At 57.7% G+C, this 24,935-nt stretch carries 24 protein-coding genes and 1 pseudogene; 14 read left to right on the forward strand and 11 right to left on the reverse strand.

The window, feature by feature from the left end:
* Positions 1-5: 5 nt before the first annotated feature.
* Positions 6-1,082: an S-methyl-5-thioribose-1-phosphate isomerase gene (gene mtnA / locus AC1ME2_RS07100; RefSeq protein ID WP_480440071.1), complete on the reverse strand. Its 1,077-nt coding sequence runs from the start codon at positions 1,080-1,082 to the stop codon at positions 6-8.
* A gap of 137 nt (positions 1,083-1,219) precedes the next feature.
* Between mtnA and AC1ME2_RS07105 the strand changes: the two genes are divergently transcribed.
* From AC1ME2_RS07105 to AC1ME2_RS07125, 5 genes are all read left to right on the forward strand, one after another.
* Positions 1,220-2,569, forward strand: coding sequence for a TRZ/ATZ family hydrolase (locus tag AC1ME2_RS07105; protein ID WP_480440072.1), 1,350 nt, complete (start codon positions 1,220-1,222; stop codon positions 2,567-2,569).
* Between the two features lie 252 nt (positions 2,570-2,821).
* Positions 2,822-3,520 carry a bifunctional 2-polyprenyl-6-hydroxyphenol methylase/3-demethylubiquinol 3-O-methyltransferase UbiG gene (gene ubiG / locus AC1ME2_RS07110; protein WP_443691295.1) on the forward strand — a complete coding sequence of 233 codons (699 nt, stop codon included), beginning with the start codon at positions 2,822-2,824 and terminating at the stop codon, positions 3,518-3,520.
* 4 nt (positions 3,521-3,524) lie between these two features.
* The gene (gene mupP, locus AC1ME2_RS07115; RefSeq protein ID WP_480440073.1) at positions 3,525-4,196 is read left to right on the forward strand and encodes an N-acetylmuramic acid 6-phosphate phosphatase MupP; all 672 of its coding nucleotides are present in this window, start codon (positions 3,525-3,527) and stop codon (positions 4,194-4,196) included.
* Between the two features lie 117 nt (positions 4,197-4,313).
* Positions 4,314-5,054 (forward strand): YciK family oxidoreductase, encoded by a 741-nt coding sequence (locus AC1ME2_RS07120; RefSeq protein WP_480440074.1) that lies wholly within the window; start codon positions 4,314-4,316, stop codon positions 5,052-5,054.
* Between the two features lie 239 nt (positions 5,055-5,293).
* Positions 5,294-6,220: a GGDEF domain-containing protein gene (locus AC1ME2_RS07125; RefSeq protein WP_480440075.1), complete on the forward strand. Its 927-nt coding sequence runs from the start codon at positions 5,294-5,296 to the stop codon at positions 6,218-6,220.
* 26 nt (positions 6,221-6,246) lie between these two features.
* Here AC1ME2_RS07125 and AC1ME2_RS07130 read toward each other — a convergent pair whose 3' ends face one another.
* From AC1ME2_RS07130 to AC1ME2_RS07160, 7 genes are all read right to left on the reverse strand, one after another.
* Positions 6,247-6,999, reverse strand: coding sequence for an iron-containing redox enzyme family protein (locus AC1ME2_RS07130; protein ID WP_480442038.1), 753 nt, complete (start codon positions 6,997-6,999; stop codon positions 6,247-6,249).
* An 86-nt stretch (positions 7,000-7,085) separates the two neighbouring features.
* A complete protein-coding gene (locus tag AC1ME2_RS07135; protein ID WP_480440076.1) occupies positions 7,086-9,551 on the reverse strand; it encodes an EAL domain-containing protein in 2,466 nt (821 codons plus the stop codon).
* 230 nt (positions 9,552-9,781) lie between these two features.
* Positions 9,782-11,599, reverse strand: coding sequence for an ABC transporter ATP-binding protein (locus tag AC1ME2_RS07140; RefSeq protein WP_480440077.1), 1,818 nt, complete (start codon positions 11,597-11,599; stop codon positions 9,782-9,784).
* A complete protein-coding gene (locus AC1ME2_RS07145) occupies positions 11,592-12,194 on the reverse strand; it encodes a DsbA family protein (RefSeq protein WP_480442039.1) in 603 nt (200 codons plus the stop codon). The genes AC1ME2_RS07140 and AC1ME2_RS07145 overlap by 8 nt, the downstream gene beginning before the upstream one ends.
* Before the next feature lie 36 nt (positions 12,195-12,230).
* On the reverse strand, positions 12,231-13,169 hold the full coding sequence (gene trhO / locus AC1ME2_RS07150; RefSeq protein WP_480440078.1) for an oxygen-dependent tRNA uridine(34) hydroxylase TrhO: 939 nt from the start codon (positions 13,167-13,169) through the stop codon (positions 12,231-12,233).
* 206 nt (positions 13,170-13,375) lie between these two features.
* Positions 13,376-13,675, reverse strand: a complete 300-nt coding sequence (locus AC1ME2_RS07155) for a BolA family protein (RefSeq protein WP_480440079.1) — start codon at positions 13,673-13,675, stop codon at positions 13,376-13,378.
* Positions 13,676-13,702: 27 nt separating this feature from the next.
* Positions 13,703-14,236: a DUF2059 domain-containing protein gene (locus AC1ME2_RS07160; RefSeq protein ID WP_480440080.1), complete on the reverse strand. Its 534-nt coding sequence runs from the start codon at positions 14,234-14,236 to the stop codon at positions 13,703-13,705.
* A gap of 174 nt (positions 14,237-14,410) precedes the next feature.
* On the opposite strand from AC1ME2_RS07160, the gene AC1ME2_RS07165 reads away from it, so the two are divergent.
* Together AC1ME2_RS07165 and AC1ME2_RS07170 are read left to right on the forward strand one after the other, a co-directional pair.
* Positions 14,411-15,805 carry a class II fumarate hydratase gene (locus AC1ME2_RS07165; RefSeq protein WP_480440081.1) on the forward strand — a complete coding sequence of 465 codons (1,395 nt, stop codon included), beginning with the start codon at positions 14,411-14,413 and terminating at the stop codon, positions 15,803-15,805.
* Positions 15,798-16,412: an NAD(P)H-dependent oxidoreductase gene (locus AC1ME2_RS07170; RefSeq protein ID WP_480440082.1), complete on the forward strand. Its 615-nt coding sequence runs from the start codon at positions 15,798-15,800 to the stop codon at positions 16,410-16,412. The genes AC1ME2_RS07165 and AC1ME2_RS07170 overlap by 8 nt, the downstream gene beginning before the upstream one ends.
* A gap of 73 nt (positions 16,413-16,485) precedes the next feature.
* On the opposite strand, the gene AC1ME2_RS07175 is transcribed toward AC1ME2_RS07170, so the two are convergent.
* Entirely contained in the window at positions 16,486-17,445 is a 960-nt protein-coding gene (locus tag AC1ME2_RS07175) for a DMT family transporter (protein WP_480440083.1), read from the reverse strand.
* Positions 17,446-17,682: 237 nt separating this feature from the next.
* On the opposite strand from AC1ME2_RS07175, the gene AC1ME2_RS07180 reads away from it, so the two are divergent.
* On the forward strand, positions 17,683-17,895 hold the full coding sequence (locus tag AC1ME2_RS07180) for a DUF6316 family protein (RefSeq protein ID WP_480440084.1): 213 nt from the start codon (positions 17,683-17,685) through the stop codon (positions 17,893-17,895).
* A gap of 3 nt (positions 17,896-17,898) precedes the next feature.
* Here the strand turns inward: AC1ME2_RS07180 and AC1ME2_RS07185 are convergent, their stop codons facing one another.
* Positions 17,899-18,504, reverse strand: coding sequence for a tRNA-uridine aminocarboxypropyltransferase (locus AC1ME2_RS07185; protein ID WP_480440085.1), 606 nt, complete (start codon positions 18,502-18,504; stop codon positions 17,899-17,901).
* A gap of 10 nt (positions 18,505-18,514) precedes the next feature.
* Positions 18,515-19,408, reverse strand: a complete 894-nt coding sequence (locus AC1ME2_RS07190; protein WP_480440086.1) for a LysR family transcriptional regulator — start codon at positions 19,406-19,408, stop codon at positions 18,515-18,517.
* A 309-nt stretch (positions 19,409-19,717) separates the two neighbouring features.
* Here AC1ME2_RS07190 and speB point away from each other — a divergent pair, with 309 nt between their 5' ends.
* The 6 genes and pseudogenes from speB to AC1ME2_RS07220 all read left to right on the forward strand — a co-directional run bounded on the left by speB (position 19,718) and on the right by AC1ME2_RS07220 (position 24,814).
* Positions 19,718-20,668: an agmatinase gene (gene speB, locus AC1ME2_RS07195; protein WP_480416478.1), complete on the forward strand. Its 951-nt coding sequence runs from the start codon at positions 19,718-19,720 to the stop codon at positions 20,666-20,668.
* A gap of 8 nt (positions 20,669-20,676) precedes the next feature.
* A complete protein-coding gene (locus AC1ME2_RS07200) occupies positions 20,677-21,081 on the forward strand; it encodes a YybH family protein (RefSeq protein ID WP_480440087.1) in 405 nt (134 codons plus the stop codon).
* A gap of 42 nt (positions 21,082-21,123) precedes the next feature.
* Positions 21,124-22,635: a purine-cytosine permease family protein gene (locus AC1ME2_RS07205; RefSeq protein ID WP_480440088.1), complete on the forward strand. Its 1,512-nt coding sequence runs from the start codon at positions 21,124-21,126 to the stop codon at positions 22,633-22,635.
* A 99-nt stretch (positions 22,636-22,734) separates the two neighbouring features.
* Positions 22,735-24,129 carry a sodium:solute symporter family protein gene (locus AC1ME2_RS07210; RefSeq protein WP_480440089.1) on the forward strand — a complete coding sequence of 465 codons (1,395 nt, stop codon included), beginning with the start codon at positions 22,735-22,737 and terminating at the stop codon, positions 24,127-24,129.
* Between the two features lie 72 nt (positions 24,130-24,201).
* Positions 24,202-24,366: pseudogene (locus AC1ME2_RS07215) on the forward strand (MBL fold metallo-hydrolase); the annotation flags it as partial.
* Positions 24,367-24,553: 187 nt separating this feature from the next.
* Positions 24,554-24,814, forward strand: coding sequence for a hypothetical protein (locus AC1ME2_RS07220; RefSeq protein WP_480440090.1), 261 nt, complete (start codon positions 24,554-24,556; stop codon positions 24,812-24,814).
* The last annotated feature ends 121 nt before the right edge of the window (positions 24,815-24,935 follow it).

Consider the following 24,935-nt stretch of genomic DNA (forward strand, 5'->3'; position numbering starts at 1 on the left):
GCGGGTCAATGCAACCGCTTGCGACACATCAGTTGCGCCATTTTTGCGGCATCGGGACGCTCTACGATGCCCTTTTCGGTGACGATTGCATCGATCAGATCTGCGGGCGTCACGTCGAACACCGGGTTGAAAGCGTCGACGTCAGCACCCACGCGCTGACCGCCGAGTTCCAACAGTTCACGTCCGTCGCGCTCTTCGATGGGGATGTCCTCGCCACTGGCCAGGGCCATGTCGATCGTGGAACTGGGGGCCACGACCATAAAGCGCACGCCGTGATGCATCGCGGCAACGGCCAGTTGATACGTACCGATTTTGTTCGCCACATCACCATTGGCCGTGATGCGGTCGGCACCGACGATGACCCAGGTGATGCCTTTGGTACGCATCAGGTGCGCCGCAGCCGAGTCGGCAGTGACAGTGACGGGGATGCCTTCGTTGGCCAGCTCCCAGGCCGTCAGCCGCGACCCTTGTAGCCATGGCCGGGTTTCATCGGCGTAAACGCGCTCGATCATGCCTTCCAGGTATGCAGCACGGATCACGCCCAGCGCAGTGCCAAAACCGCCCGTTGCCAGCGCGCCGGTATTGCAGTGGGTCAAGACGGTTTGCAGATTGCCCTGATGCTTGCGGATCAGGTCGGCGCCGAGCTGGGCCATGGTCAGGTTGGCTTCGCGATCGCTCAAGTGAATGCCCACCGCTTCTGCCTCGAGCGCAGCCAAGGGTGATTCGCCGTCCTTCAAACGTTGCAGACGTTCGCGCATGCGATTCAGCGCCCAGAACAGGTTGACGGCGGTGGGCCGCGATTCAGCGAGCAGGGTGAAGTCTTCTTCCAATGCCGCCTGCCAATCGCCGCCTGCGGCAAAACGCTCGCGCGCGGCCAATACCACGCCATAGGCCGCGCTGATGCCGATGGCTGGCGCACCCCGCACGACCATTGAGCGAATGGCCTCGGCCACACCGGACGCGCTGGTGTACGCGTGCCAGGTTTCTTCGAAAGGCAACACGCGCTGATCGAGCAGGTGCAGAGCGCCGTCCCGCCAATCGATGGCTTTCACCTTCTCCGCAGCCAATAGTCGATCGCGCATTCCACACCCCATGTACTTAAAAATAGAAAGCTAAAATCGAAGGCAAAGCATCAAAAGCCGCCGATTATAGCGAGCCGCCCAAGAAGGCGCTCGGGTATACTTCGCCGTCACTGAATATAAGCTCTGGATGCCCCGCCATGCCCAACGCTGCTGCCCCGCTCGACCTGCTGCTCCTGCCCACCTGGCTGGTGCCGGTCGAACCTGCTGGCGTGGTTCTCAAAGAGCACGGCCTGGGCATACGCGACGGTCTTATCGTGTACATCGGCCCCAGAGCCGAGGCCTTGAAGCAAAACGCGCTGCAGGTGCGTGAACTGCCGGGCATGCTACTCAGCCCTGGCTTGATCAACGCCCACGGGCACGCGGCCATGACCTTGTTTCGCGGGCTGGCCGACGATTTGCCGCTGATGACCTGGCTGGAGCAGCACATCTGGCCCGCCGAAGCTAAATGGGTCGATGAAGCCTTCGTCCGTGACGGCACCGACCTGGCCATTGCCGAGCAGCTCAAAGGGGGCATTACCTGTTTCTCTGATATGTATTTCTTCCCCAAAGTTGCCAGCGAACGGGTGCATAACAGTGGAATTCGCGCGCAAATCACCGTGCCGGTCCTGGATTTCCCGATTCCCGGCGCACGCACTCCCGAGGAAGCGCTGCACATGGGTGTCGAGCTGTTCAACGACCTCAAGCATCACCCCCGAATAAACGTGGCCTTCGGCCCTCATGCGCCCTACACCATCAGCGATGAAAACCTGGAAAAAATCCGGGTTCTGGCTGACGAACTCGACGCGATGATTCACATGCATGTGCATGAGACCGCCTTCGAGGTAGAGCAATCCGTCGAACACCGCAATGAAAGGCCTCTGGCACGCTTGTCCCGTCTTGGTTTGCTGAGCCCACGCTTTCAAGCGGTGCACATGACCCAGGTCAACGATGAAGACTTGGCTTTGCTGGTAGAAAGCAACTCCAGCGTGATCCATTGCCCGGAATCGAACCTGAAACTGGCCAGCGGCTTTTGCCCGGTAGAGCGCTTGTGGCAGGCTGGCGTCAATGTCGCGGTCGGCACCGATGGCGCGGCCAGTAACAATGATCTGGATCTGCTCGGCGAAACCCGCACGGCCGCCTTGCTGGCCAAGGCTGTCGCGGGCTCGGCTACCGCACTGGACGCGCACCGCGCCCTGCGCATGGCAACCCTGAACGGCGCCCGCGCCATGGGCATCCAGGCACAGACAGGTTCACTGGAGATCGGCAAAGCCGCCGATATAGTAGCCTTCGACCTGTCCGGACTGGCCCAGCAACCGGTGTATGACCCGGTATCGCAGCTTATATATGCAACGGGGCGCGATTGCGTGACCCACGTCTGGGTTGCCGGCAAACAGTTGCTTGATGATAAACGCCTGACCCGAATGGATGAGCAAGCACTCATAGAAACTGCCAGAGCCTGGGGCCAGCGCATCCTTGGTCATCATGAGCAGGGACCGCAGGCTGTGTGAAAACGTAGCGAGCGAAGGCAAGACAAGGCAAAAACAGGCGAGGAAGCGGACTGGGCTCGCACTCGAGTCTACGTGTTGTAAATGAGCATTCCGATCGGACTCGCGCACGAGCCTGTTTTTAACGCAGGATTGTGTGCGTAGCGCCGAAGTCGCCCAGCCCGCAGTAGTTTTCACACAGCCTGCACAGAATAAAGACCGCTCGGGCGATTGCCCGAACGCTCGCCAGCATTATCAAGTTCAAGAGGACGTCCCATGAGCAACGTTGACCACGCTGAAATCGCCAAATTCGAAGCCCTGGCCCATCGCTGGTGGGACCGCAACAGCGAATTCAAGCCGCTGCATGACATTAACCCGCTGCGGGTCAACTGGATTGACGAGCGCGTCCAGCTGGCCGGTAAAAAGGTGCTGGACGTCGGTTGCGGCGGCGGCATTCTCAGCGAAGCCATGGCCCTGCGCGGCGCCACGGTAATGGGCATCGACATGGGCGAGGCGCCGTTGGCGGTAGCGCAGTTGCACCAATTGGAATCGGGTGTGACTGTCGACTATCGGCAGACCACCGCCGAAGACCTCGCTGAAGAGATGCCCGAGCAGTTCGATGTGGTGACATGCCTGGAGATGCTGGAACATGTGCCGGACCCGTCGTCGGTGATTCGCGCCTGCTTCCGCATGGTCAAACCCGGTGGCCAGGTGTTTTTCTCCACCATCAACCGCAACCCCAAGGCGTATCTGTTTGCCATCGTGGGCGCCGAATACATCATGGGCCTGTTGCCACGCGGCACCCACGACTTCAAGAAATTCATCCGTCCTTCCGAGTTGGGCGCCTGGAGTCGCGAAGCCGGCTTGCAGGTAAAGGACATCATCGGCCTGACTTACAACCCGCTGACCAAGCATTACAAGCTGGCGTCCGATGTCGACGTCAACTACATGATCCAGACACTTCGAGAGGCATAAGGGCATGCGTTTGAGAGCGGTTTTGTTCGACATGGACGGCACGTTGCTCGATACCGCGCCGGATTTCATCGCGATCTGCCAGAGCATGCTTGCCGATCGCGGTTTGGCGCCGGTGTCGGACAAACTGATTCGCGATGAAATTTCCGGCGGTGCCCAGGCGATGGTCTCGGCAGCATTCGCCCTGTCACCCATGGCGCCGGAATTCGAAGCACTGCGCCTGGAGTTTCTCGAACGCTATCAAGTCAACTGCGCGGTACATAGCCGGTTGTTCGACGGCATGGCCGAGTTGCTCGCCGACATCGAGAAAGCCCATCTGATTTGGGGCGTGGTCACCAACAAGCCGATGCGCTTTGCCCAACCGATCATGGAGCAACTGGGGTTGGCCGAGCGGTCCGCCATCCTGATCTGCCCCGATCACGTCACCAACAGTAAACCCCACCCCGAGCCATTGATCCTGGCGTGTCGCATGCTCAACCTGGACCCGGCCAGCGTGCTGTTCGTCGGTGACGACCTGCGTGACATCGAGTCCGGACGCGACGCCGGCACCAAAACCGCAGCCGTGCGTTATGGGTACATCCATCCGCACGACAATCCCGATCATTGGGGTGCCGATGCAGTGGTCGATCACCCGCTGGACCTGCGCAAGGTGCTGGATAACGCATTGTGTCGCTGCTGAAGCCTTCGCGAATGAATTCGCTCTCACAGAATCCAGGCGATCTCTGTGGGAACGAATTTATTCGCGAATGGAGCGCGGCGGCCTGCCTGGGGTCATTTATTTCCATTGAGGTTTTTCATGTTTGATTATTCCGCTCGTCCCGAACTGCTCAAGGATCGGGTGATTCTGATCACCGGTGCCGGCCGTGGCATTGGCGCCGCTGCCGCCAAGGCATACGCCGCACATGGCGCCACTGTGTTGTTACTGGGCAAAACCGAAGCCAATCTGACCCAGGTCTATGACGAGATCGAGGCGGCGGGCCACCCTCAGCCAGCGGTCATTCCTTTCAATCTAGAAACCGCCCTGCCGCATCAATACGACGAACTGGCGGCGATGATCGAGACCGAATTCGGCCATCTGGACGGTTTGCTGCACAACGCGTCGATCATTGGCCCGCGCACGCCGACCGAGCAATTGTCCGGCGAGAATTTCATGCGCGTCATGCATGTCAACGTCAACGGGATGTTCATGCTGACCAGCACCTTGCTGCCACTGCTCAAGCTGTCCCAGGATGCGTCGGTGGTGTTCACCTCCAGCAGTGTCGGACGCAAGGGGCGCGCCTACTGGGGCGCTTACGGGGTATCAAAATTCGCCACTGAAGGCTTTATGCAGGGCCTGGCTGATGAGCTGGACGGTGTCGCACCCGTGCGTTCCAACAGCATCAACCCAGGCGCCACGCGCACCAGCATGCGCGCGCAGGCCTACCCAGGGGAAAACCCGCTGCAGAACCCGACCCCCGAAGAGATTATGCCGGTCTACCTGTACCTGATGGGTCCCGACAGTACCGGCATCAACGGCCAGGCTTTCGACGCGCAATAAGCTGGCGGCATCAATAACAACCCGTAACCCGTGAGGGTGGCAGAATATTGTCATCTTCACAGGGCACGGTTGCCGAGCGTCACCAACTAAGTCAATTAAATGCCGGCCACTCCGGCCTTCTCTCCCCCACAACCTGCCAACTCAATGATTTTTAATGGTTTTAATTAAATCAGCTCGTTGGCACGACTTTCGCTCTAAAACACCCGCCAGGACTGCTTATGTGTTTTAGGGGTTAAAACATGAATTCCTCCACCCAGACCAATGTAATTGATTTCGATAGCGCTAAATTGCAACGACTTGGGTTTTGTAAACAGTACAACGTAGCCCAGCGGCCAGCCGACCTGGCACAGTTACGTCAACAACTTGGCCTGCAATTACAAACCAGCCTTGAACCAGAAAAAATCCTGACGATTTTTTTCCACGGCATTCAGCGAATGATTCCGCTTAAAGCCCTGAATTACGAACACCGCATCAGCGACGTGCAGTTGCAACTCGGCGAGCGTGCACATCATTGCATCAGTTATAGCTTGAGCAATGAAGGCGAACATCTGGGCGAACTGGTCTTTCAGCGTAACCAGCGTTTTTCCGAACTGGAGTTGGGCCAGCTTGAATCTTTGTTGACCTGTTTGTTGTTTCCTCTGCGCAACGCCCTGCTTTATCGCGCGGCAACACAAAGCGCACTACGGGACCCGCTGACCGGCACCGGCAATCGAATCGCCATGGATCAAACCCTGTCTCGGGAAATAGAGGTAGCCCATCGCCATAAGCACCCGCTGTCCTTGCTGATGCTCGATATCGACCACTTCAAACGGGTCAATGATATCCATGGTCATAGTGCTGGTGATGAAGTGCTCAAGGCGGTCGCTACCGAGATCAAGGGTCAACTGCGCACTATCGACAGGGTGTTTCGTTTTGGTGGCGAGGAGTTCTTGATTGTGCTTTCCAACACCGGTCGCGAAGCGGCCGCAATGGTGGGTCAGCGCTTACGTCTCGCGGCAATGCACCTCACCTATCCGATGCTGACTCATTCGATTGAGCTGACTGTCAGCCTGGGGTGCGCCACGTTGTTGCCAGCAGAGTCGGTAGAACGTGTTCTGCATCGCGCCGACAGCGCGCTTTACGTGGCCAAGCGTGAAGGGCGCAACCGTCTGGCGATGGCGAGTTAAACTCGATTGCGTTGCCGGTCCGTCACTCAGTTTTCGACCAGCGTCAATTGATCACGCGATTGCGGTGCTTTTTCCAGTTGCATGCAGCACTCCAAAAACAGGTACATGTAATCGTAGCTTTTGGTGACTGCCTGGCGCAGTTCCGCCTGCAATGGGATGCCGGGATTATTACCCGCCAGCGCGCAGATAATTTCCAACGCTTCCCACGGATGCGAATCGTCATATTGCGCGTGTATTTTCAGCCACTTCATGGCGCGCTTGCGCTGCTCTTCTGGAAAGGCTTCGGCATACACGTTGCTTGCGCAGACAAGTGCCGACCATTCGCCGGTTGCACCTTCAATGGCGTAGTTGGTCGCCGCAATGGCGACGATCAGTGAGTCCGACGAACTGGAATGCCAACACCAATGGCTCAGGGCGTGCAATTCAGATGGAACCTGCTGGGCCTGTAACTCCTCCAGGCTGACGCCATGGCCCAGACTCCAGTTCACCCAATAATCGGCATGATTGAGCTCCACGCGAATATTACGCATTAACCAACGACGCGCCATGTCTTCACCCGGATGACGGGCAAAGCGGGTTTTGGTCAGGTTCTGCGCCATATACAGGGCGAACTGTTCAACCACCGGCCAGCCACCGATCAAGTACTGGCGCATGGTTTTCGAACTCAGACGGCCATCGCGCATCCGCTGATAAAGCTCATGCTCTACCACGCGTCGCTTGGCTTCACTGCAGTCCTGGATCAATTGCTGTGCCCACGCAGGATAACTGGTTGCCTCCATAAGCGGACCGGTTCTGCTGAAAGTATCGACCACTGTGTAGGGCTCCTTTTTTGTTGTTGTGTGATTATTCCGATGCGCAATACGTTTCAGCGGAACCTTCCTGGTGCCCTGAACAACAACGGTGTAGGGCGAGCTGGCCGGGAATACAACGATTCACACCTAAACAATTGTGGGCGCTCAATAATGTAGCCCTGCGCAAAATCAACGCCGATCTCAAGCAGTGCCTGTTCGATCTGCGGGGTTTCAACAAACTCGGCAATTGTCCGTTTGCCCATCACATGCCCAATATGGTTGATCACTTCGACCATGGCCCGATTGACAGGATCATCAAGCATGTCTTTGACAAAACTACCATCGATTTTCAAGAAGTCTACAGGCAGATGTTTGAGGTAGGCGAATGACGACATTCCGGCACAAAAGTCATCCAGAGAGAACAGACAACCCAAACCTTTTAGCTCATTAATAAAACGGATTGCACTGCCGAGGTTTGAAATTGCACTGGTTTCAGTAATTTCAAAACAAATCAGGCTGGGCGGTATTTGATAGGCATCGAATTGCGTTTTCAGGTACGCAAGAAACGCATCATCACCAATACTGGTCCCTGACAGATTGATCGCACACATTGCCATCGGGCCGCTGTGCTTTGCCTCGCGCAGGCATTGAGCGATGATCTTGAACACGTTCTGCACTACCCAGCGGTCCAGCGTGGTCATCAGACCATAGCGCTCGGCGGCCGGAATGAAGCTGTCCGGTAGAATCATGTGACCTGTTTCATCGCGCAGTCGCAGCAGAATCTCTATGTGTCCACCACCCTGGCCGCTGACATTCCCCAAGTCGGCGATTTCCTGGGAGTACAGGCAGAAACGATCTTCTTCAAGCGCCATGTGCAATCGCTGAACCCAGGCCATTTCACCGAAACGCATGGACAGTTCCATATCGTCTGCGTGGTAAACCTGCACCCGGTTACGACCCTTTTCTTTGGCCATGTAGCACGCCATATCCGCCGTGCGCAGTGAGGCCTCAAGGGTGGTCGGCACTTGGGTTATATGCACCAGGCCGATACTGATAGTGGTCACGAAAGGGCGACCCTTCCAGATAAAATGCAGGCTTTGCACGGTTTGCCGCAGACCTTCGGCAATCTTTTCTGCAGCTTCCGGCGGGCAGTTTTCCAGAAGGATGCCAAATTCGTCACCCCCCAGGCGCGCCAACGTGTCGCCCTCGCGCAAACCTTGTTGCAACAAGGTACAAATGTGCCGCAGCAATTCATCCCCCGCCGCATGACCACTGGTGTCATTGACCAGTTTGAATTGGTCCAGATCGAGAAACAAAAGCGAATGACGACTGGCCTGACGCGTCAGATTATTGAGTGCCTGCTCCAATCGATATTCGAACTCGCGCCGGTTGGCCAACCCAGTCAACGCGTCGTGGGTCGCCTGCCAGGACAGATTAGCGATGTATTGCTGCTCTTGGGTCATATCATGCAGGACCAGCACCGTGCCGCTGACCTTGCCGTCGGTCTGGATCGATGACCCCACCAACGACACCGAGACCGTGCTGCCGTCCAGACGCTGAATACATCGCGAATGTCCGCTGGAGCCACTCAGCTGGCCGCCAAGGATGTGCTCAATCAAGGTGAAGCTGTCTTTCTGGGCGTTCTCATCCAGTAGATTGAACAACGCAGCCAGCGGCAAACCGCAGGCCTGCTCGCTTTTCCAGTGGGTTAGATGCTCGGCCGCCAGGTTCATGTAAGTGATTGAACCGTCGACATCGGTGGTGATCACCCCTTCGCCTATGGACTCCAGGGTGGTTTGTGCCCGGTCCTTTTCCAGTTGCAGTGCACTGGCGAAGGCATGCCGTTGCGTCAGCAGTTTATGCGTGCGCAATAGCGCCAGGAGAATCAGCACCACCGCAGTCGCGAGGTTGGTGATCAGCAGCAGGCGCAGAATAAACCGCGAACCCTCCCCCAGCGCATCGCTGAAAGCCTTGGCCGCTGGCGCTACCCCCTCGTTGATGGCGTCGATCTGAGATTTCCAGCCCAGTACATCGTCGTTGGAGACGGTACCCATCGTGACACTCGCGTGCATCTGCCGGGCAATGGCATCAAGTTTAACCAGGTAGCTGTCACCGATTTTCCACAGATCGATGGCCTTTTCCATATAACTGAAATGACGAAAATTCAAATACAGCCAGATAAGACTGGAGACATCATCCGGATGGTTTCCACCTTGCAAAATACCGACACGGGCGGCAACCATGTCCGGAATCGAGCTGTCGAGAGCGAGACGCAGGTCGTGACTACCCTGCGGAATGGCAATCGCGTGCTGGTACTGCTGATAATTCTGCTCATCTCGACTGTTGGCATACAGGTTGAGGTAGTAGATGGCATCTTTTTGCCCTTTGGACCATAGACTCTCACCGGCGACATAACCGCGCACAGCAGAGAGCACATATAAGCTCAGGCATCCCAGAAGTACCTGGAACAGCACGACCGCTATAAATGGCCAAACAATGCCCAACAGACGGGGCCCCTCCAGAATCCGCTTTTGCTTCATGGGTTCCCTTACATAAGCGTTTCTGATGCTCACCCTGTAGCTTGAGTGATCTTCCTGAACGAAGCCTAGGCTAAACCGGACAAGTCAGCAGACCTTTTTCTCACATTTGAAACGCGTTACACAGGGCGCCCCGGTCATCGGTGGACAAGTATGAGATAGAGGGATGTGAGAAAAGGTTCGTACCGCTACGACTTATTCATGAAGCGATGTTTGGCAAGATCGATTGGTTATTATATTTGCTGCAGATGACCGTAAAGCTTTGCGTACAACCCACCCTCGGCGATCAGTTGCTGGTGGTCACCGTCTTCGGCAACGCGTCCGCCATCGAATACCAATACCCGATCAGCCTGTTTTACTGCCGACAGACGGTGGGCAATGATCAGGGTTGTCCGGTCGCTGAGGAAGCGCGCCAAGGCTTGGTGCAGGTTGTACTCAGTTGCGGCATCAAGTGCCGAGGTCGCTTCGTCGAGAATCACGACCTTGGGTTCGGCCAAGACCATGCGCGCGATCGCCAGTCGCTGACGTTGGCCACCGGACAAACGCACGCCGGAGCGCCCGACGATGCTGTCCAGCCCCTGCGGCAGGGCGTTGATGGTGTCGTCGAGCTGAGCGATCTCCAACGCGCGCCAACAGGCTTCGTCAGAGCGCTCACGGCCCATTGTCAGGTTGGCGCGTACCGTATCGTTGAACAACGCGGGATGTTGCAACACCACTGCCACGTTTTCTCGTACCGTTTCCAGACCGATTTCCTGCTGGCTTGCACCGCCAAAACGAATGGTGCCCGCTTGAGGCGTATACAGCCCCAGCAGCAGCTGGACCAGGGTGCTTTTGCCGCCGCCGCTGGCGCCTACGATGGCAACCTTCTCCCCAGGCGCAATCGACAGGTTCAATTGATCCAGCACCAACTCTTCGCCATAACCGAAACTCAGGCCTCGCACCTCGATACCGACCGTCTCCTGGCCTTTGAACGGGTCCGTGCCGCCGGGGTATTGCGGCTCATCGGCGCGCGCCAGCAGTTCGTTGATGCGGGTCAGCGCGCCGCCTGCAGCGTAGTAGGCATATTGCAGATTGAGCAGTTGTTCTACGGGACCGATCATGAACCACAGGTAACTGAAGACCGCGAGCATCTGGCCGATGGACAAGTCAGAGAACAACACCGTGAGCATCGCCGCAGCGCGAAAAATGTCGATACCGAACTGGAATAATAGCCCGCTGGCCCGGCTTGAAGCATCGCTCTTCCATTGAGACGCAACGGCGTAGTTACGCACCTCTTGTGCCCGCAAACCCAGGCGCCCCAGAAAGAAGCCCTGACGATTACCTGCACGCACTTCCTGAATCGCATCCAGGGTTTCGGTCAGCGCCTGGGTGAAACGCGAGGTGCTGTCATTCTCCAGTTTTTTCAGGTGTTTGACCCGCTTGCCCAACTGCACCGTGGCGTAGATCACCAAAGGGTTGAACAGCAGAATCAGCAGCGCCAACTGCCAATGCATCCACACTAAAATGGCAGCGGTACCCGTCAGGGTCAGCATGGCGACGAGGAAGCGGCTCAGGGTTTCGCCGACGAATTTATCCAGGGTATCGAGGTCAGTCACCAAATGCGTGGTCACCGTACCGCTGCCCAGACTTTCGTACTCACTGAGGGAGATACGCTTGAGGCGCTCGATCAAACGAATGCGGATGCGGTAGACGATGTCCTTGGCCAACCTGGCAAACAAGCGCGCCTGCAGTACGTTGAACACCAACGCCCCCAGACGCAGGGTGAACGTCACCAGCAACATCAGGCCAATGTAACCCACGGCCTTTTGCAGGCTGTCGGGCAGCAGGTGGTTCATGAACTTAAGCGCAGAATCACCGTGCCCAAGCAGCACTTCATCAACCAGCAAGGGCAGCAGCAAAGGGATCGGCACACTGCACACGGTCGCCAGCACAGCCACGCCGTTGGCGATCCACAGGGCCTTTCGATGATGAAGCGCGAGGCGACGGATTTCGGCCCAGCTCAGCCTATCGATACGAGGCGCAGCTTCAGGCTTGCTCGGTTGCTCATGCACAGGCAGCGCGCTCCAGCCAACGGCTGAGCAACGGAGCTAGTTCATCAAGAGGTTGATAACCGTTGGTCAATAACGCCAACTGGCCGTTGTGCTCGGCGAGCAATGTCGGGAAGCCAGCGATGCCCAGATCCTGCACCCAAGTGAAGTCCGCCGCCGTGGCCGCGTGTTGTTCGGCACTGTCGAACGCCTCGGCAAACTTGGTCCTGGGCAAACCAGCCTGTTCCGCCAACTCCGCCAGAACTGAGGCACGGGTCACGTCGCGGCCTTCTACGTAGAACGCCTGCTGAATTAATTTGACTAGGGTCCAGGCACTCTCCGGGTCGAGGTCTCGCGCCGCGACCAGCGCGCGGCACGCTGGCTCGGTGTCGTAAACGAAACCCTCCGGCAGCGCGCCCTCGAAACGAAAAGGCTGACCGGTGGTGTTCGCCACCGCTTGCCAATGCTCAAGGATATAGCGCCGCGTGGCGGGCTCCATTGCCGCGCCACTGCCCGTACGCAACCCGCCTGCCACCAGATGCAGCGCTACGCCCGCCGCCTTCGCCTGCTGCACCAAGGACTCGGCCACCGGAGCAAAGCCCCAGCACCAGGAGCACATAGGGTCCATCACGTAGAGCAGGCGGGCTTGCATGGTTCAGGCCTCTGTTGGTAGTCGGTAGTTACGACCAATCGGGTGTGGCTGGTTGCGCGCCTTGGCCAGTTCGATCTGCTTTTGCCGATCAATGGCACTGCGACGGGTCTTCTCACTCAATGTATCCCAGCAGTGCGGGCAGCTGATACCCGGTACGTAGTGTTCGCTGGCACGTTCCTCGACACTGATCGGGGTCCGGCAGGCGTGACACTGGTCGTAATCGCCTTCGCTCAAGTCGTGGCGCACGGTGACCCGATTGTCGAAAACAAAACAGTCACCGCGCCACAGGCTTTCTTGCTGAGGCACTTCTTCAAGGTATTTGAGGATGCCGCCCTTGAGATGATAGACCTCATCGAAGCCCTGACCGAGCATGTAGCTTGAGGCTTTTTCACAACGGATGCCGCCCGTGCAGAACATCGCGACTTTCTTGTGCTTGGCGGGGTCGAAGTGCGCTTTGATGTAGTCCGGAAACTCGCGAAAACTGGTGGTTTTCGGATCGATGGCGCCTTCGAAGGTGCCAATCGAGACTTCGTAATCGTTACGGGTATCGATCAGCAGGACTTCCGGATCGCTGATCAGCGCGTTCCAGTTTTGCGGATCGACGTAGGTGCCGACATTCTTGTTCGGGTCGACACCTTCGACACCCAAGGTGACGATTTCTTTCTTGAGTTTGACCTTGGTGCGATAGAACGGCTGATCATCGCAGTACGATTCTTTGTGATCGATATCGACCATGCGTGGATCGTTTTTCAACCAGGCCATCAAGCCGTCGATGCCTTCGCGGGTACCGGAAACAGTACCGTTGATGCCTTCTTCAGCGATGAGCAGGGTGCCTTTGATGCCGTTATCGACCATCGCCTGCAACAGCGGTTCGCGCAAGGCGACGTAATCGGTGAGCGTGACGAATTTATACAAAGCCGCCACGACAATTTTTTGATTCATGCTGCGTCCTCCAGGTGGGTGCTCTCGCAAAGAGCCGACCCGATACCAAAAAAAACGCGCCGGCTAATGCGGCGCGTTGTGGATTCTAGCAAAACTGCAGAGGCATGGTCACTGTGGGAGCAGGCTTGCCTGCGAATGGCGGTGTGCCAGGCATACCGAGGTGCGCGCTTCGCAGGCAAGCCTGCTCCCACAGAGTTTGTGTTAACTCAGTGTTTGCTACCACCGGCGCAGGTCGGTGAAGCCGGGGCCGCACCTGCTTTCGCCCATTCTTCAGGCGTGTAGGTGTGCAGCGCCAACGCATGGAACTCGTCCATCAAATCACCCAGCGTGGCGTAAACCTTCTGGTGACGCTTGACCGCATTCAACCCGGCGAACTGGTCACTGACCACTATCGCCTTGAAGTGGGTCTGCAGACCACGGCTGTGCATGTGGCTTTCATCAAGCACTTGCAGATGCTGCGGCTGCAAGGCGGCCAGTGCCGCCTCGATTCGCTGTTGCATGGTCATACCCGCTTTCACTGACGCTAATTGCGCTTAAGGCTTTTTGGCCGGCGCTGCAGCAGGAGCAACGGCTTTTGCCGGTTCCAGCTCTGCAGTCATGTCAGCCAGTAATTTGTTGACGACAGGCACTGCACTTTCCAGTTTGCCTTGGGTCAATTGAGCCGACTGCTGAGTCAGTTCAGGCATCTTGGTCAGCACTTTCTTGCCCAACGGCGACTGATAGAACGCAACCAGATCCTTCAACTCGCTTTCGGTGAAGTTAGCGGTGTAGAGCTTGATCATGTCTGGCTTGAGTTTGTCCCAGCCGATAGCCTGGTTCAGCGCGGTATTGGCTTTAGCCTGGTAGGTCTCAAGCAGCGCTTTTTTCGACTCAGGGGCCTTGGTTTCATCAAAGCGCTGCTGGAACATTTGCTGCACTTGCATGTAGACCGGCGTGCCCAACTTGTCAGCATGAGCCAGTTTGAGGAAGGTTTCGGCACTGGCGTTATGGCTGGCGGTATCGGCAAAAACCTGGCCGCTGGCGCATACCAGAGCAACCGCGGTACAGATGGCACGAAGACGGGTCATCGAGTTTCCTTATCATCTAGCAGGCGAGGCAGAACCCCAAGACCGGTCATTCTGCACCCATGTCCTGTGATGGCTCAACCCCTGACTGACTGAGCGGTTAAAAACGGTGCTGAGGGAACCCATCCCGATTAACAGAGCCTAAACTGCGCAATCAGACCTAAAGGAGTGAGCCCGATGAGCCGTATCGAAACCGACAGTATTGGTCAGATCGACGTACCTGCCGACGCCTACTGGGGCGCGCAGACTCAACGTTCGCTGATCAATTTTGCGATTGGCAACGAGCGCATGCCGCTGGCGGTGCTGCACGCCCTGGCGCTGATCAAGAAAGCCGCGGCGCGGGTCAACGAGCGCAACGGTGACCTTCCTGCCGAGATCGCGCGCTTGATCGAGCAATCAGCCGACGAGGTACTCAGCGGCCAACTGGATGAGCAATTCCCTTTGGTGGTCTGGCAGACCGGCAGCGGCACCCAGAGCAATATGAACGTCAATGAAGTGATCGCCGGGCGCGCCAACGAGCTGGCCGGCAAAGGGCGCGGCGGCAAAGCCCCGGTACACCCTAACGATCACGTGAACCGCTCGCAAAGCTCCAACGATTGTTTCCCGACGGCGATGCACATTGCCGCTGCGCAGGCGGTGCAGCATCATCTGCTGCCGGCAATTGCCGAGCTGTCTCATGGGCTGGCCGAGCAATCGGCGCGGCACATGAAGCTGGTCAAAACCGGTCGCACCCACCTGATGGATGCCACACCGATTACCTTCGGCCAGGAACTCTCGGCCTATGTCGCACAGTTGGACTACGCCGCACAGGCGATTCGCAATGCGCTGCCTGCGGTGTGTGAACTGGCTCAGGGCGGCACCGCTGTCGGGACCGGTCTGAACTCGCCACTCGGGTTCGCCGAAGCGATTGCCGCCGAGCTGACAACCCTTTCCGGCCTGCCGTTTGTCACTGCGCCGAACAAGTTTGCCGCGCTGGCCGGTCATGAGCCGTTGACCACGTTGTCGGGCGCACTGAAAACCCTGGCCGTAACCCTGATGAAAATCGCCAATGACCTGCGCCTGCTCAGCTCCGGCCCACGCGCAGGGCTGGCCGAAGTGAGACTGCCGGCCAATGAGCCGGGCAGTTCGATAATGCCTGGCAAGGTCAACCCTACTCAGTGTGAAGCGTTATCGATGCTGGCCTGTCAGGTGTTGGGCAATGACGTGGCCATCGGCTTCGCTGCCAGCCAGGGTCATCTGCAATTGAACGTGTTCAAACCGGTGATCATCCACAACCTGCTGCAATCGATTCGTCTGTTGGGTGATGGTTGCAGCAACTTCCAGCAGCATTGCGTTGCAGGAATGGAACCGGATGCCGCGAAAATGGCGGAACACCTGGAACGCGGTTTGATGCTGGTGACTGCGTTGAATCCACATATCGGCTACGACAAGTCGGCGCAGATCGCCAAAAAAGCCTACAGCGAGGGCCTGACCTTGCGCGAAGCGTCCTTGGCATTGGGTTATCTGACCGAAGAACAATTCGACGCCTGGGTGCGTCCGGAAAACATGCTAGAGGCGGGCAGCAATGGTTGATCCGAAAAGCGGCGCCACTCCACTGGAAGGACATGGCAAACGCATCCTGATGATTTTTGGTACGCCGAAAACCAGCAGCCTTTGCCACGCGCTGGGTGAAGCCTATGCCCGAGGCGCACGAAGCGAGGGGCATGTCGTGCGAATGCTCAAATTGGGTGAGTTGGAGTTCGATCCGGTGCTGCGTTACGGCTATGAACAGAGCCAGAACCTGGAGCCCGACCTGCTAGACGCTCAACGGCAGCTTCATTGGGCCCAGCACGTGGTGATTGTTTATCCCATTTGGTGGGGTGGGCTACCGGGTTTGCTCAGCGGCTTTTTCGACCGGGTGTTTTTACCCGGTTTTGCCTTCAAGGCCCATGGTCGCAAACACCCTTCGAACGAGCTGCTCAGGGGGCGCACCGCAGAAATACTGGTGACCATGGACACCCCGCCACGCTACTTTCGCTGGGTCTATGGCGCCCCGGCGCACCGGCAGATGGTGCGGACGATTCTGGATTTTTGTGGGATCAAAACCCAACGTCTGAAAGAGTTCGGCCCGGTGCACAGTTCGTCTGAAGAGCAACGGCAGAAATGGTTGCGAGAGGCCGAGCAGTTGGGGCGGGTTTAGCGGACGGCCTTTTCAGGGCGCCTTCGCAAAACCTGTGCAGGCGGTGAACTGCGCCCCAGAAGTTGGACACCCATCAAACCCCGGCCATCCTTGCCCGCCGCGCCCGCAACCCAGCCATCAACGACGGGCCGAGGGCGGTGAGGGCTGAACCCAGCACGACCAGCAGCGCACCGGTGTAGCCCAATCCATTGATGTCCTCGGCGTGCACATAATCGGGCCACAACCAGGCGGCGGTTGCCACTGAAGCGAAGGTCACCAGGGGCGTGATCGCCAACGTTGCGCTGACCCGCGAGGCTTCCCAATGGGCCAGCGCTTCGGCAAAGGCACCGTACGCCACCAGCGTGTTCAGGCAGCAGGCCAGCAATAACCAGCCTTGCAACGGGCTCAGCTGCAACACTTCCAGCGGGTGCGCCCACGGCGTGACCAACAGCGCGCAAAACAAGTAGATCACCATCATCACTTGCAGTGAATTCCACACCGTCAGCAACTGCTTCTGGCTCAGGCCATAAAACGTCCAGACTGCGGACGCCAGCAGCACCGTGAGAATCCCGGCTGTGTAGTCGCCCAACGAGGTCAGCAACTCAATCAGCCGCTGATTGAAGAACAGACCAAAGCCGATCAGCAGCACCAACAGGCCCACCCCCTGCCCCAGACTGAAACGCTCCTTGAACAGGAAAATACTACTGATCAGCAGCAGGACCGGGCCCATCTGGATCACCAGTTGCGTGGTGCCGGGACTGAGCATTTTGAGGCCGATCAAATACAGCACGTAGTTGCCTACCAGCCCGCAGACTGCCAGCGCCACCAGTCCTTTGCCCTTGTACCCCAACGTTTTGAAGCTCGGCAGGCGCCCTACCGATGCCAGCCAGATAAATAGCAGCGAACCAGAAACCAGCAGCCGAAACCAGGTCACCGTGACCGGGTCCATCACTTGCAGCACTTGTTTGAGTTTGACCGGCAGGATGCCCCAGAGCACCGCCGTCACCAGCGCCAGCGACAGACCGTACAACCAGCGACCGGAAGAGACATGCATTGCAGAGAGTCCTATTGAAGAACGAGCAGTAAAAAAGGCAGTCCAGCAAAGCCGCCATTCTAGGTGGGGATTGACCCGCGACACAGAGACAGTTGTGAACAGAGATGTCGGGGAATTGTGTTGGTAGACGGCCGCCTGCCACTGATCCGATGTTTTCCTGCCGGCCATGGACAAGATTTAAGCTGTATCTTGTATGCAACCTCAGCTGTCCACTGCGTCCAATCCCAGGATACGACCATGTTCGGAAAGCGCGCACAAGATCCAAACCCGACCGTCCACTACCGCTGTGATCGCGTTTCGCGGGTCAATGGACAGTACTTTTTCAGCACGCGGGAAAACACTCTGGAAGGCCCATTCCCCAGCCGCACCGAAGCTGAGCGCGAAACCGATGCCTATGTCCAGCGAATGCAGCGGATCAAGGCGGATCAACACCCCTCGGTGAACGGCTGATGCTCAAAGATGGTTGCGTTGATAAGTGTCTTCGCCCATTGCTGCAATTTGCCCGTTGATCAACGCCTCGAAAGGCCGCAATAACGCCTCGAACGTTTTTGGCGCCTCCAACGTCTGCAACGCCTGGACAATCGCTTCCACTGTCGACAACGCACCCGGCCCCGGCGCTTTGCGCAGCCGATAGCGTGAAGGCTCGGTGTGCGCCAGGGTCACCCGTGGCAAGGCCGCCAGCAGTGGATTAAGGTGCAATAACTTGCGCGCCTTGCGCCAGGTTCCATCCGGCACCACCAACAACATTGACGTGCTTTCCTCCTCACAGCCTTCACGCGGATAGGCCTCCAGCGGCTGTGCATCGTCTGCGGGAAACAACACGCACGCCTGATAACCGGATGGGTTCAGTAAAGCAGGCAAATTTTCGAACACCTCACCCACAATCAATTCGGCATTATTCAGCCCCAACGCCGCCAGCCGCGCGGTATTCAAGGCATGATTGACTTCGCTCGGATGCTGCAAAATCAACACCCGGGTACGGCTGTCGAGTTGCGGGATCAGCGCGCACAGGCAATGCGTTTCAGGTCGCAGGCAGCGGGCGCATTGGGCGCGGGACATGGTGTTCTCCTCAGCTCTGATTGAGCTGCGCCTTGAGCAGGTCGCGGAAAGTCTGGATCAACGGTTCGCGGCTGCGGCCACGGCGCACGATCATCGAGAACGGCGCCTGATAACCGAACGTCGCTGGCAGCAACACCCGCAGATGACCAGAATCAGCCCAGGCTTGTGCGTAATGCTCCGGAAGGTAGCCGATATAGGCGCCAGACAGCACCAGAATCAACTGCGCCTCCATACTTTCCACGGTCGCAGCGCTGTGTTTGAAGCCATGCCGCGCCAGCTCGGCCTGGCTCCAATAACCACGCCCGACCATGCGCTGCTGAGTGATGACTTGCTCGGGGATGCGCCGCTCGGTAAACAGTGGATGGCGATTGCTGCAGTACAGCCAGTGTTGCTCGCGATACAACGGCTGATAGACCAAACCGCTCATGCGCGTGGAGAAGGCGCCGATGGCCAGATCGAGCCGGTTGTCCTGCACGCCGAGCTGCAATTCGTAAGGACTCATCACTGACAGGTGCAAATGCACCGCCGGATGTTCCTGACTGTAGGCGCCAATGGCTTCGGCGAACGGCAGCGCACGATCGCTGACCGTGGAGTCGATCACACCGAGATTGAGCGTACCGCGCAGTTCGCCTTTGAGCGCGGCGGCGTATTGCTCGAAACCTTCCAGCTCACCGAGCAGGCGCAGGGTTTCCTGATGAAACAGCTCGCCTTTGCTGGTCAGGCTGAAACCACCCCGCCCGCGATGACACAACACCAGACCCAAGGCGGCCTCGAGCTGACTCATGTAGGTGCTGATGGCCGACGTCGACAGGTTGAGCTCCTGCTGAGCGCTGGCAAAACCCTGATGGCGCACCACGCTGACGAAGATGCGCAGCAGTTTCAGGTCGGGTAAGGCGTTGGCCATGGTGGTTCCGGGTATTTACAGACCTAGCTCAATCTCCTGTAGGAGCTGGCTTGCCTGCGATCGAGTGCAAAGCGCTCGCAAAAAGGGTGAATTCACTACCGCAGGAAGGTCGTCCCGACCTTATCGCAGACAAGTCAGCTCCTACAGAAGTTGCGTCCGGCACAGTTCTGGTTCTGGCCGCGTGACACAGTCTAACGATTTGCTCGATAGTTTAGAAATCTCTGAACTAAGTATTTCGCCTCAGCGATTCTTTCAATGCCTCGCACTTTGCAAAATCCGCTCAAACCACAACAACGATGAGGCAATCCCGTGGAAAAGATTTTTCACCAACCACTGGGCGGCAACGAAATGCCGCGCTTCGCCGGCATCGCCACCATGATGCGTCTACCCCACCTGCAATCGGCCGCCGGCCTGGATGCTGCCTTTGTTGGCGTCCCGCTGGACATTGGCACGTCGCTACGCCCTGGCACCCGTTTCGGACCGCGTGAGATTCGTGCTGAATCGGTCATGATTCGCCCGTACAACATGGCCACCGGCGCTGCACCTTTCGATTCCCTGTCCGTGGCCGATATCGGCGACGTGGCAATCAACACCTTCAACCTGCTGGATGCCGTGCGCATCATCGAAGAGTCCTACGACAAGATTCTCGAACACGATGTCATCCCCCTGACTCTGGGCGGCGACCACACCATCACCCTGCCCATCCTGCGTGCTATCCATAAAAAGCATGGCAAGGTCGGCCTGGTACACATCGACGCCCACGCGGACGTCAACGATCACATGTTTGGCGAGAAAATCGCTCACGGTACAACCTTCCGTCGCGCGGTCGAAGAAGGCCTGCTCGATTGTGATCGTGTGGTGCAGATTGGTCTGCGCGCTCAGGGCTATACCGCCGAAGACTTCAACTGGAGCCGCAAACAGGGCTTCCGTGTGGTTCAGGCTGAAGAATGCTGGCACAAATCCCTCACCCAGCTGATGGCTGAAGTCCGTGAAAAAGTCGGTGGCGGCCCGGTGTACCTAAGTTTCGATATCGATGGCATCGATCCCGCTTGGGCCCCCGGTACGGGCACCCCTGAAATCGGAGGTCTGACCACGATTCAGGCGATTGAAATCATCCGTGGTTGCCAGGGTCTCGACCTGATCGGTTGCGATCTGGTAGAAATCTCGCCGCCTTACGACACCACCGGTAATACCTCGCTGCTGGGCGCTAATTTGTTGTACGAAATGCTCTGCGTACTTCCCGGCGTTGTGCACCGCTGAGGATGACCATGAGCGACCGTGATGATGTCCTGCAAGCCGCCGCCGATCTGGTGACGGCGTTTGCCAAAAATGATCGCGAAGCCTACTTCGGCGCCTTCAGCGCCGATGCCAGCTTCGTGTTTTACACCCTCGAACAACCGCTGCTGACCCGCGATGCTTATCAGGCGTTGTGGGACAGCTGGCGGCTGGAGGGTTTCGAAGTCCTCAACTGCGTTTCCAGCAATGCTCACGTCAGCCTGCAAGGAGGCGTCGCCATTTTTATCCATGACGTTGCCACCGAGCTGCGCATGCAAGGGGACCAAAGCGTTAGCCAAGAGCGCGAAACCATAGTGTTCCGTCGCCAAGACGCCACTGAAGAACAACAAAAAGGCCATTGGCTGGCCTGTCACGAACACTTGTCCGCACTCCCTTAAGGCTGCCATCCCCTAAGCCCAATAAAATGATCGGAGCAGATCATGAATAAAAATAACAATGAGCAAAGCGTCACTCACATTGAAACTTTCGGGGTCGAACAAATCCCGGATCACGCCCGTACTGCAACACCTCGCGACCTGTTCCGCATGATTTTTGGTGGGTCCAATACGTTTGCGACCGCCGTACTCGGCAGTTTTCCAGTGCTGTTCGGTCTGTCGTTTCAGGCGGGCGTCTGGGCGATCGTGCTGGGCGTACTGGTCGGCTCGATCATCCTGGCACCCATGGGCCTGTTCGGCCCGATCAATGGCACCAACAACGCCGTGTCTTCCGGCGCGCATTTCGGTGTGCACGGACGAATCGTCGGCTCGTTCCTGTCGCTGTTGACCGCTATCGCGTTCTTTTCCCTGTCGGTATGGAGCTCAGGTGATGCCTTGATCGGCGGCGCCAAGCGCTTGATCGGTCTTCCGGAAAACGATCTGACCCTGGGCCTGGCCTACGGTTTGTTCGCGATTCTGGTGCTGACCGTGTGCATCTATGGCTTCCGCTTCCTGCTGTGGGTCAACAAGATTGCAGTGTGGAGCGCCAGCCTGTTGTTCCTGCTGGGCATCTTCGCCTTCGCCGGCCCGTTCGACATCAACTTTGCCGGCAGCGTCAGCCTGGGCAAGGAAGGTTTCTGGGCAGCCTTTATCGGCTCTGCATTGGTAGCCATGAGCAACCCGATTTCCTTCGGCGCCTTCCTCGGTGACTGGTCGCGTTACATCCCGCGCGACACGTCGAAAACCAGAGTCATGCTGGCCGTGATCATCGCCCAGGTTGCCACGCTGATTCCGTTTCTGTTCGGCTTGGCCACGGCGACCATCGTGGCGATCAAAGCGCCCGACTACATCGCGGCGAATAACTATGTCGGGGGCCTGCTGGCCGTCTCACCGACCTGGTTCTTCCTGCCTGTGTGCCTGATCGCGGTGATCGGTGGCATGTCTACCGGCACCACGTCGCTGTATGGCACCGGCCTGGACATGTCCAGCGTGTTTCCACGTGCGCTGTCACGGGTCAAAGCCACCTTGCTGATCGGCGTGATGTCGATTGCCTTCATCTTCATTGGCCGCTTCGCTGCCAACCTGGTACAGAGCGTATCGACCTTCGCCGTGCTGATCATTACCTGCACCACGCCATGGATGGTGATCATGATCATTGGTCTACTGGTGCGTCGCGGCTTCTACTGCCCGGACGATCTGCAAGTGTTCACCCGCGGTGAAAAGGGTGGCCGCTACTGGTTCACCCACGGCTGGAACTGGCGCGGTCTGGGCGCCTGGATTCCAAGTGCTTTGGTTGGCCTGTGTTTCGTCAACCTGCCGGGACAATTCGTGGGTCCGCTGGGCAATCTGGCACAAGGCATCGACATCAGCCTGCCTGTGACCCTCGGTCTGGCGTCGGCGGTGTACTTCCTGCTGCTGAGCCTGTTCCCGGAAACACCGCTGGTGTATGCGCCGACTGACCCGCGCAGACAAGGCAACGAAGCCGCCGATACCACCCCGCAACGACAAACTGCCTGATCCATCAACGCTCGCGGCGGGCCTGCCTGTTTACCCTGCCCGCCGCGAAGCTGCGTCTGATTTGCGCTTCATTATAAAAAAAGAGATTGGAAACCCTCCATGGCTTTAGATATTTTCGTCGTACTCATTTATGCCGCAGGCATGTTAGTGCTGGGCTGGTACGGCATGCGCAAAGCGAAAACCCACGAAGATTACCTGGTGGCCGGGCGCAACCTGGGGCCAACCCTGTACATGGGCACCATGGCTGCCACCGTCCTCGGCGGCGCGTCCACCGTAGGTACTGTACGCCTGGGTTATGTGCATGGGATTTCCGGTTTTTGGCTGTGCGCAGCCTTGGGCCTGGGGATCGTCGCGCTGAACCTGTTCCTTGCTAAACCGCTGCTCAAACTGCGAATTTTCACCGTTACCCAAGTGTTGGAAAAACGTTACAACCCGATGGCCCGTCAGGCCAGCGCGGTGATCATGCTGGTTTACGCGCTGATGATCGGCGTGACCTCGATCCTTGCCATTGGCACCGTAATGCAAGTGCTGTTCGGTCTGCCGTTCTGGATGTCAGTGCTGCTCGGTGGTGGCGTGGTGGTGGTGTATTCGGCGATCGGCGGCATGTGGTCGTTGACCCTGACCGACATCGTCCAGTTCGTGATCAAGACCGTTGGCCTGATGTTCATCCTGCTGCCGATCTGCCTGTACCGCGTTGGCGGATGGGATCAACTGGTCGCCAAGCTGCCAGCATCGAGCTTCAGTTGGACCACCATCGGCTGGGACACCATCCTCACGTACTTCCTGATCTACTTCTTCGGCATCCTGATCGGCCAGGACATCTGGCAGCGCGTGTTCACCGCACGCACTGACAAGATCGCCAAATACGCCGGTTCCATCGCGGGTATTTACTGCATTTTCTATGGTCTGGCCTGTGCACTGATCGGCATGGCCGCCCATGTGCTGCTGCCTGATCTGGACAACGTCAACAACGCCTTTGCCGCCATCGTTAAAGTGTCATTGCCCGATGGCTTGCGTGGCCTGGTCATCGCCGCCGCTCTGGCCGCCATGATGTCCACCGCCAGCGCGGGCTTGCTCGCCGCATCGACCACCCTGACCGAAGACCTGCTGCCACGTCTGCGCGGCGGCAAACAGTCGAGCCTGGGCATCAATCGCCTGTTTACCCTGCTCACCGGCCTTCTGGTGCTCGCCATCGCGCTGGTCGTGACCGATGTGATCAGCGCCCTGACCCTGGCCTATAACCTGCTGGTGGGCGGCATGCTGATCCCATTGATCGGCGCTATCTACTGGAAACGGGCGACCACCTCGGGGGCAATCACCAGCATGGCGCTGGGTTTCCTGACTGCACTGGTGTTCATGCTCAAGGACGGTTTCGATGCCAACACCCCGATCTACTACAGCCTGTCGATCGGCTTGATCAGCTTCGTGGTGGTCAGCCTGCTGTCACCCCGCCCCGTGACACTGGCTAATACGGTCAAACCCCGCATGGCTTAAATCTGGATTACCTTGAGCGGGTGGCACGCAGGGCGTGTCACCCGTTTTTTTTGCGCTGAAGAAAGAAGCTCGATGAAAATCGTCAGCCGCGACACATGGCTTGAAGTAAAGCCGATGAGTGATGGCATCAGCCTGATTCATGAGCCCTATATCCGGCCCTTCTATCGCTGCAACCTGTGGCATATCCAGGGGAAAAACAAAGACCTGCTGGTCGACAGTGGCTCGGGCCTGGGGAGCGCCTGCGGGCATTGATTGACCCGTGGATGCGCGAACACGCGGCCCGGTAAATCTCCTGCACCTGATACATCGCGGATTGAGCTAGCCTAATGAAGTAACGGTCTACCCAAGCGATAGGCCGCGCACGACTCCCTGGTTTCGGCCGTACCGGGTTAACTCTCTGTACATCGCATAAACAGGGGCTTTTATGGAGCGGCAAGACATTCAGCAACGCGTCTACAACACCTTGGGCGTCATGCTGGTCGATAAATCCGAGATACACGAAAACGCGACGCTCAAAGATTTGGCGTTGGAGGATATCGAAGTCGAGGATTTACTTGACCAACTGGAGTTCGATTTCGGCATCATTTTCCCCACCCGCATCAAAGACCGTATTTACAGAGTGCCGGAGCACCTGACCCTGCAAATTCTGGTGGACGTGATTCTGGTGCTGAGCACAAATGACTGAACCCCTCCCCCTACGCAACCCAATATCGTACAACTCATGATCTTCCCGTGAGCTAATCCTCCACGTTTACCCGACCCTACCCCTGGTAAAAATCACCATTGCAGAATAAAAACCATACTCA

This window comes from Pseudomonas sp. ASL9, assembly GCF_056680335.1.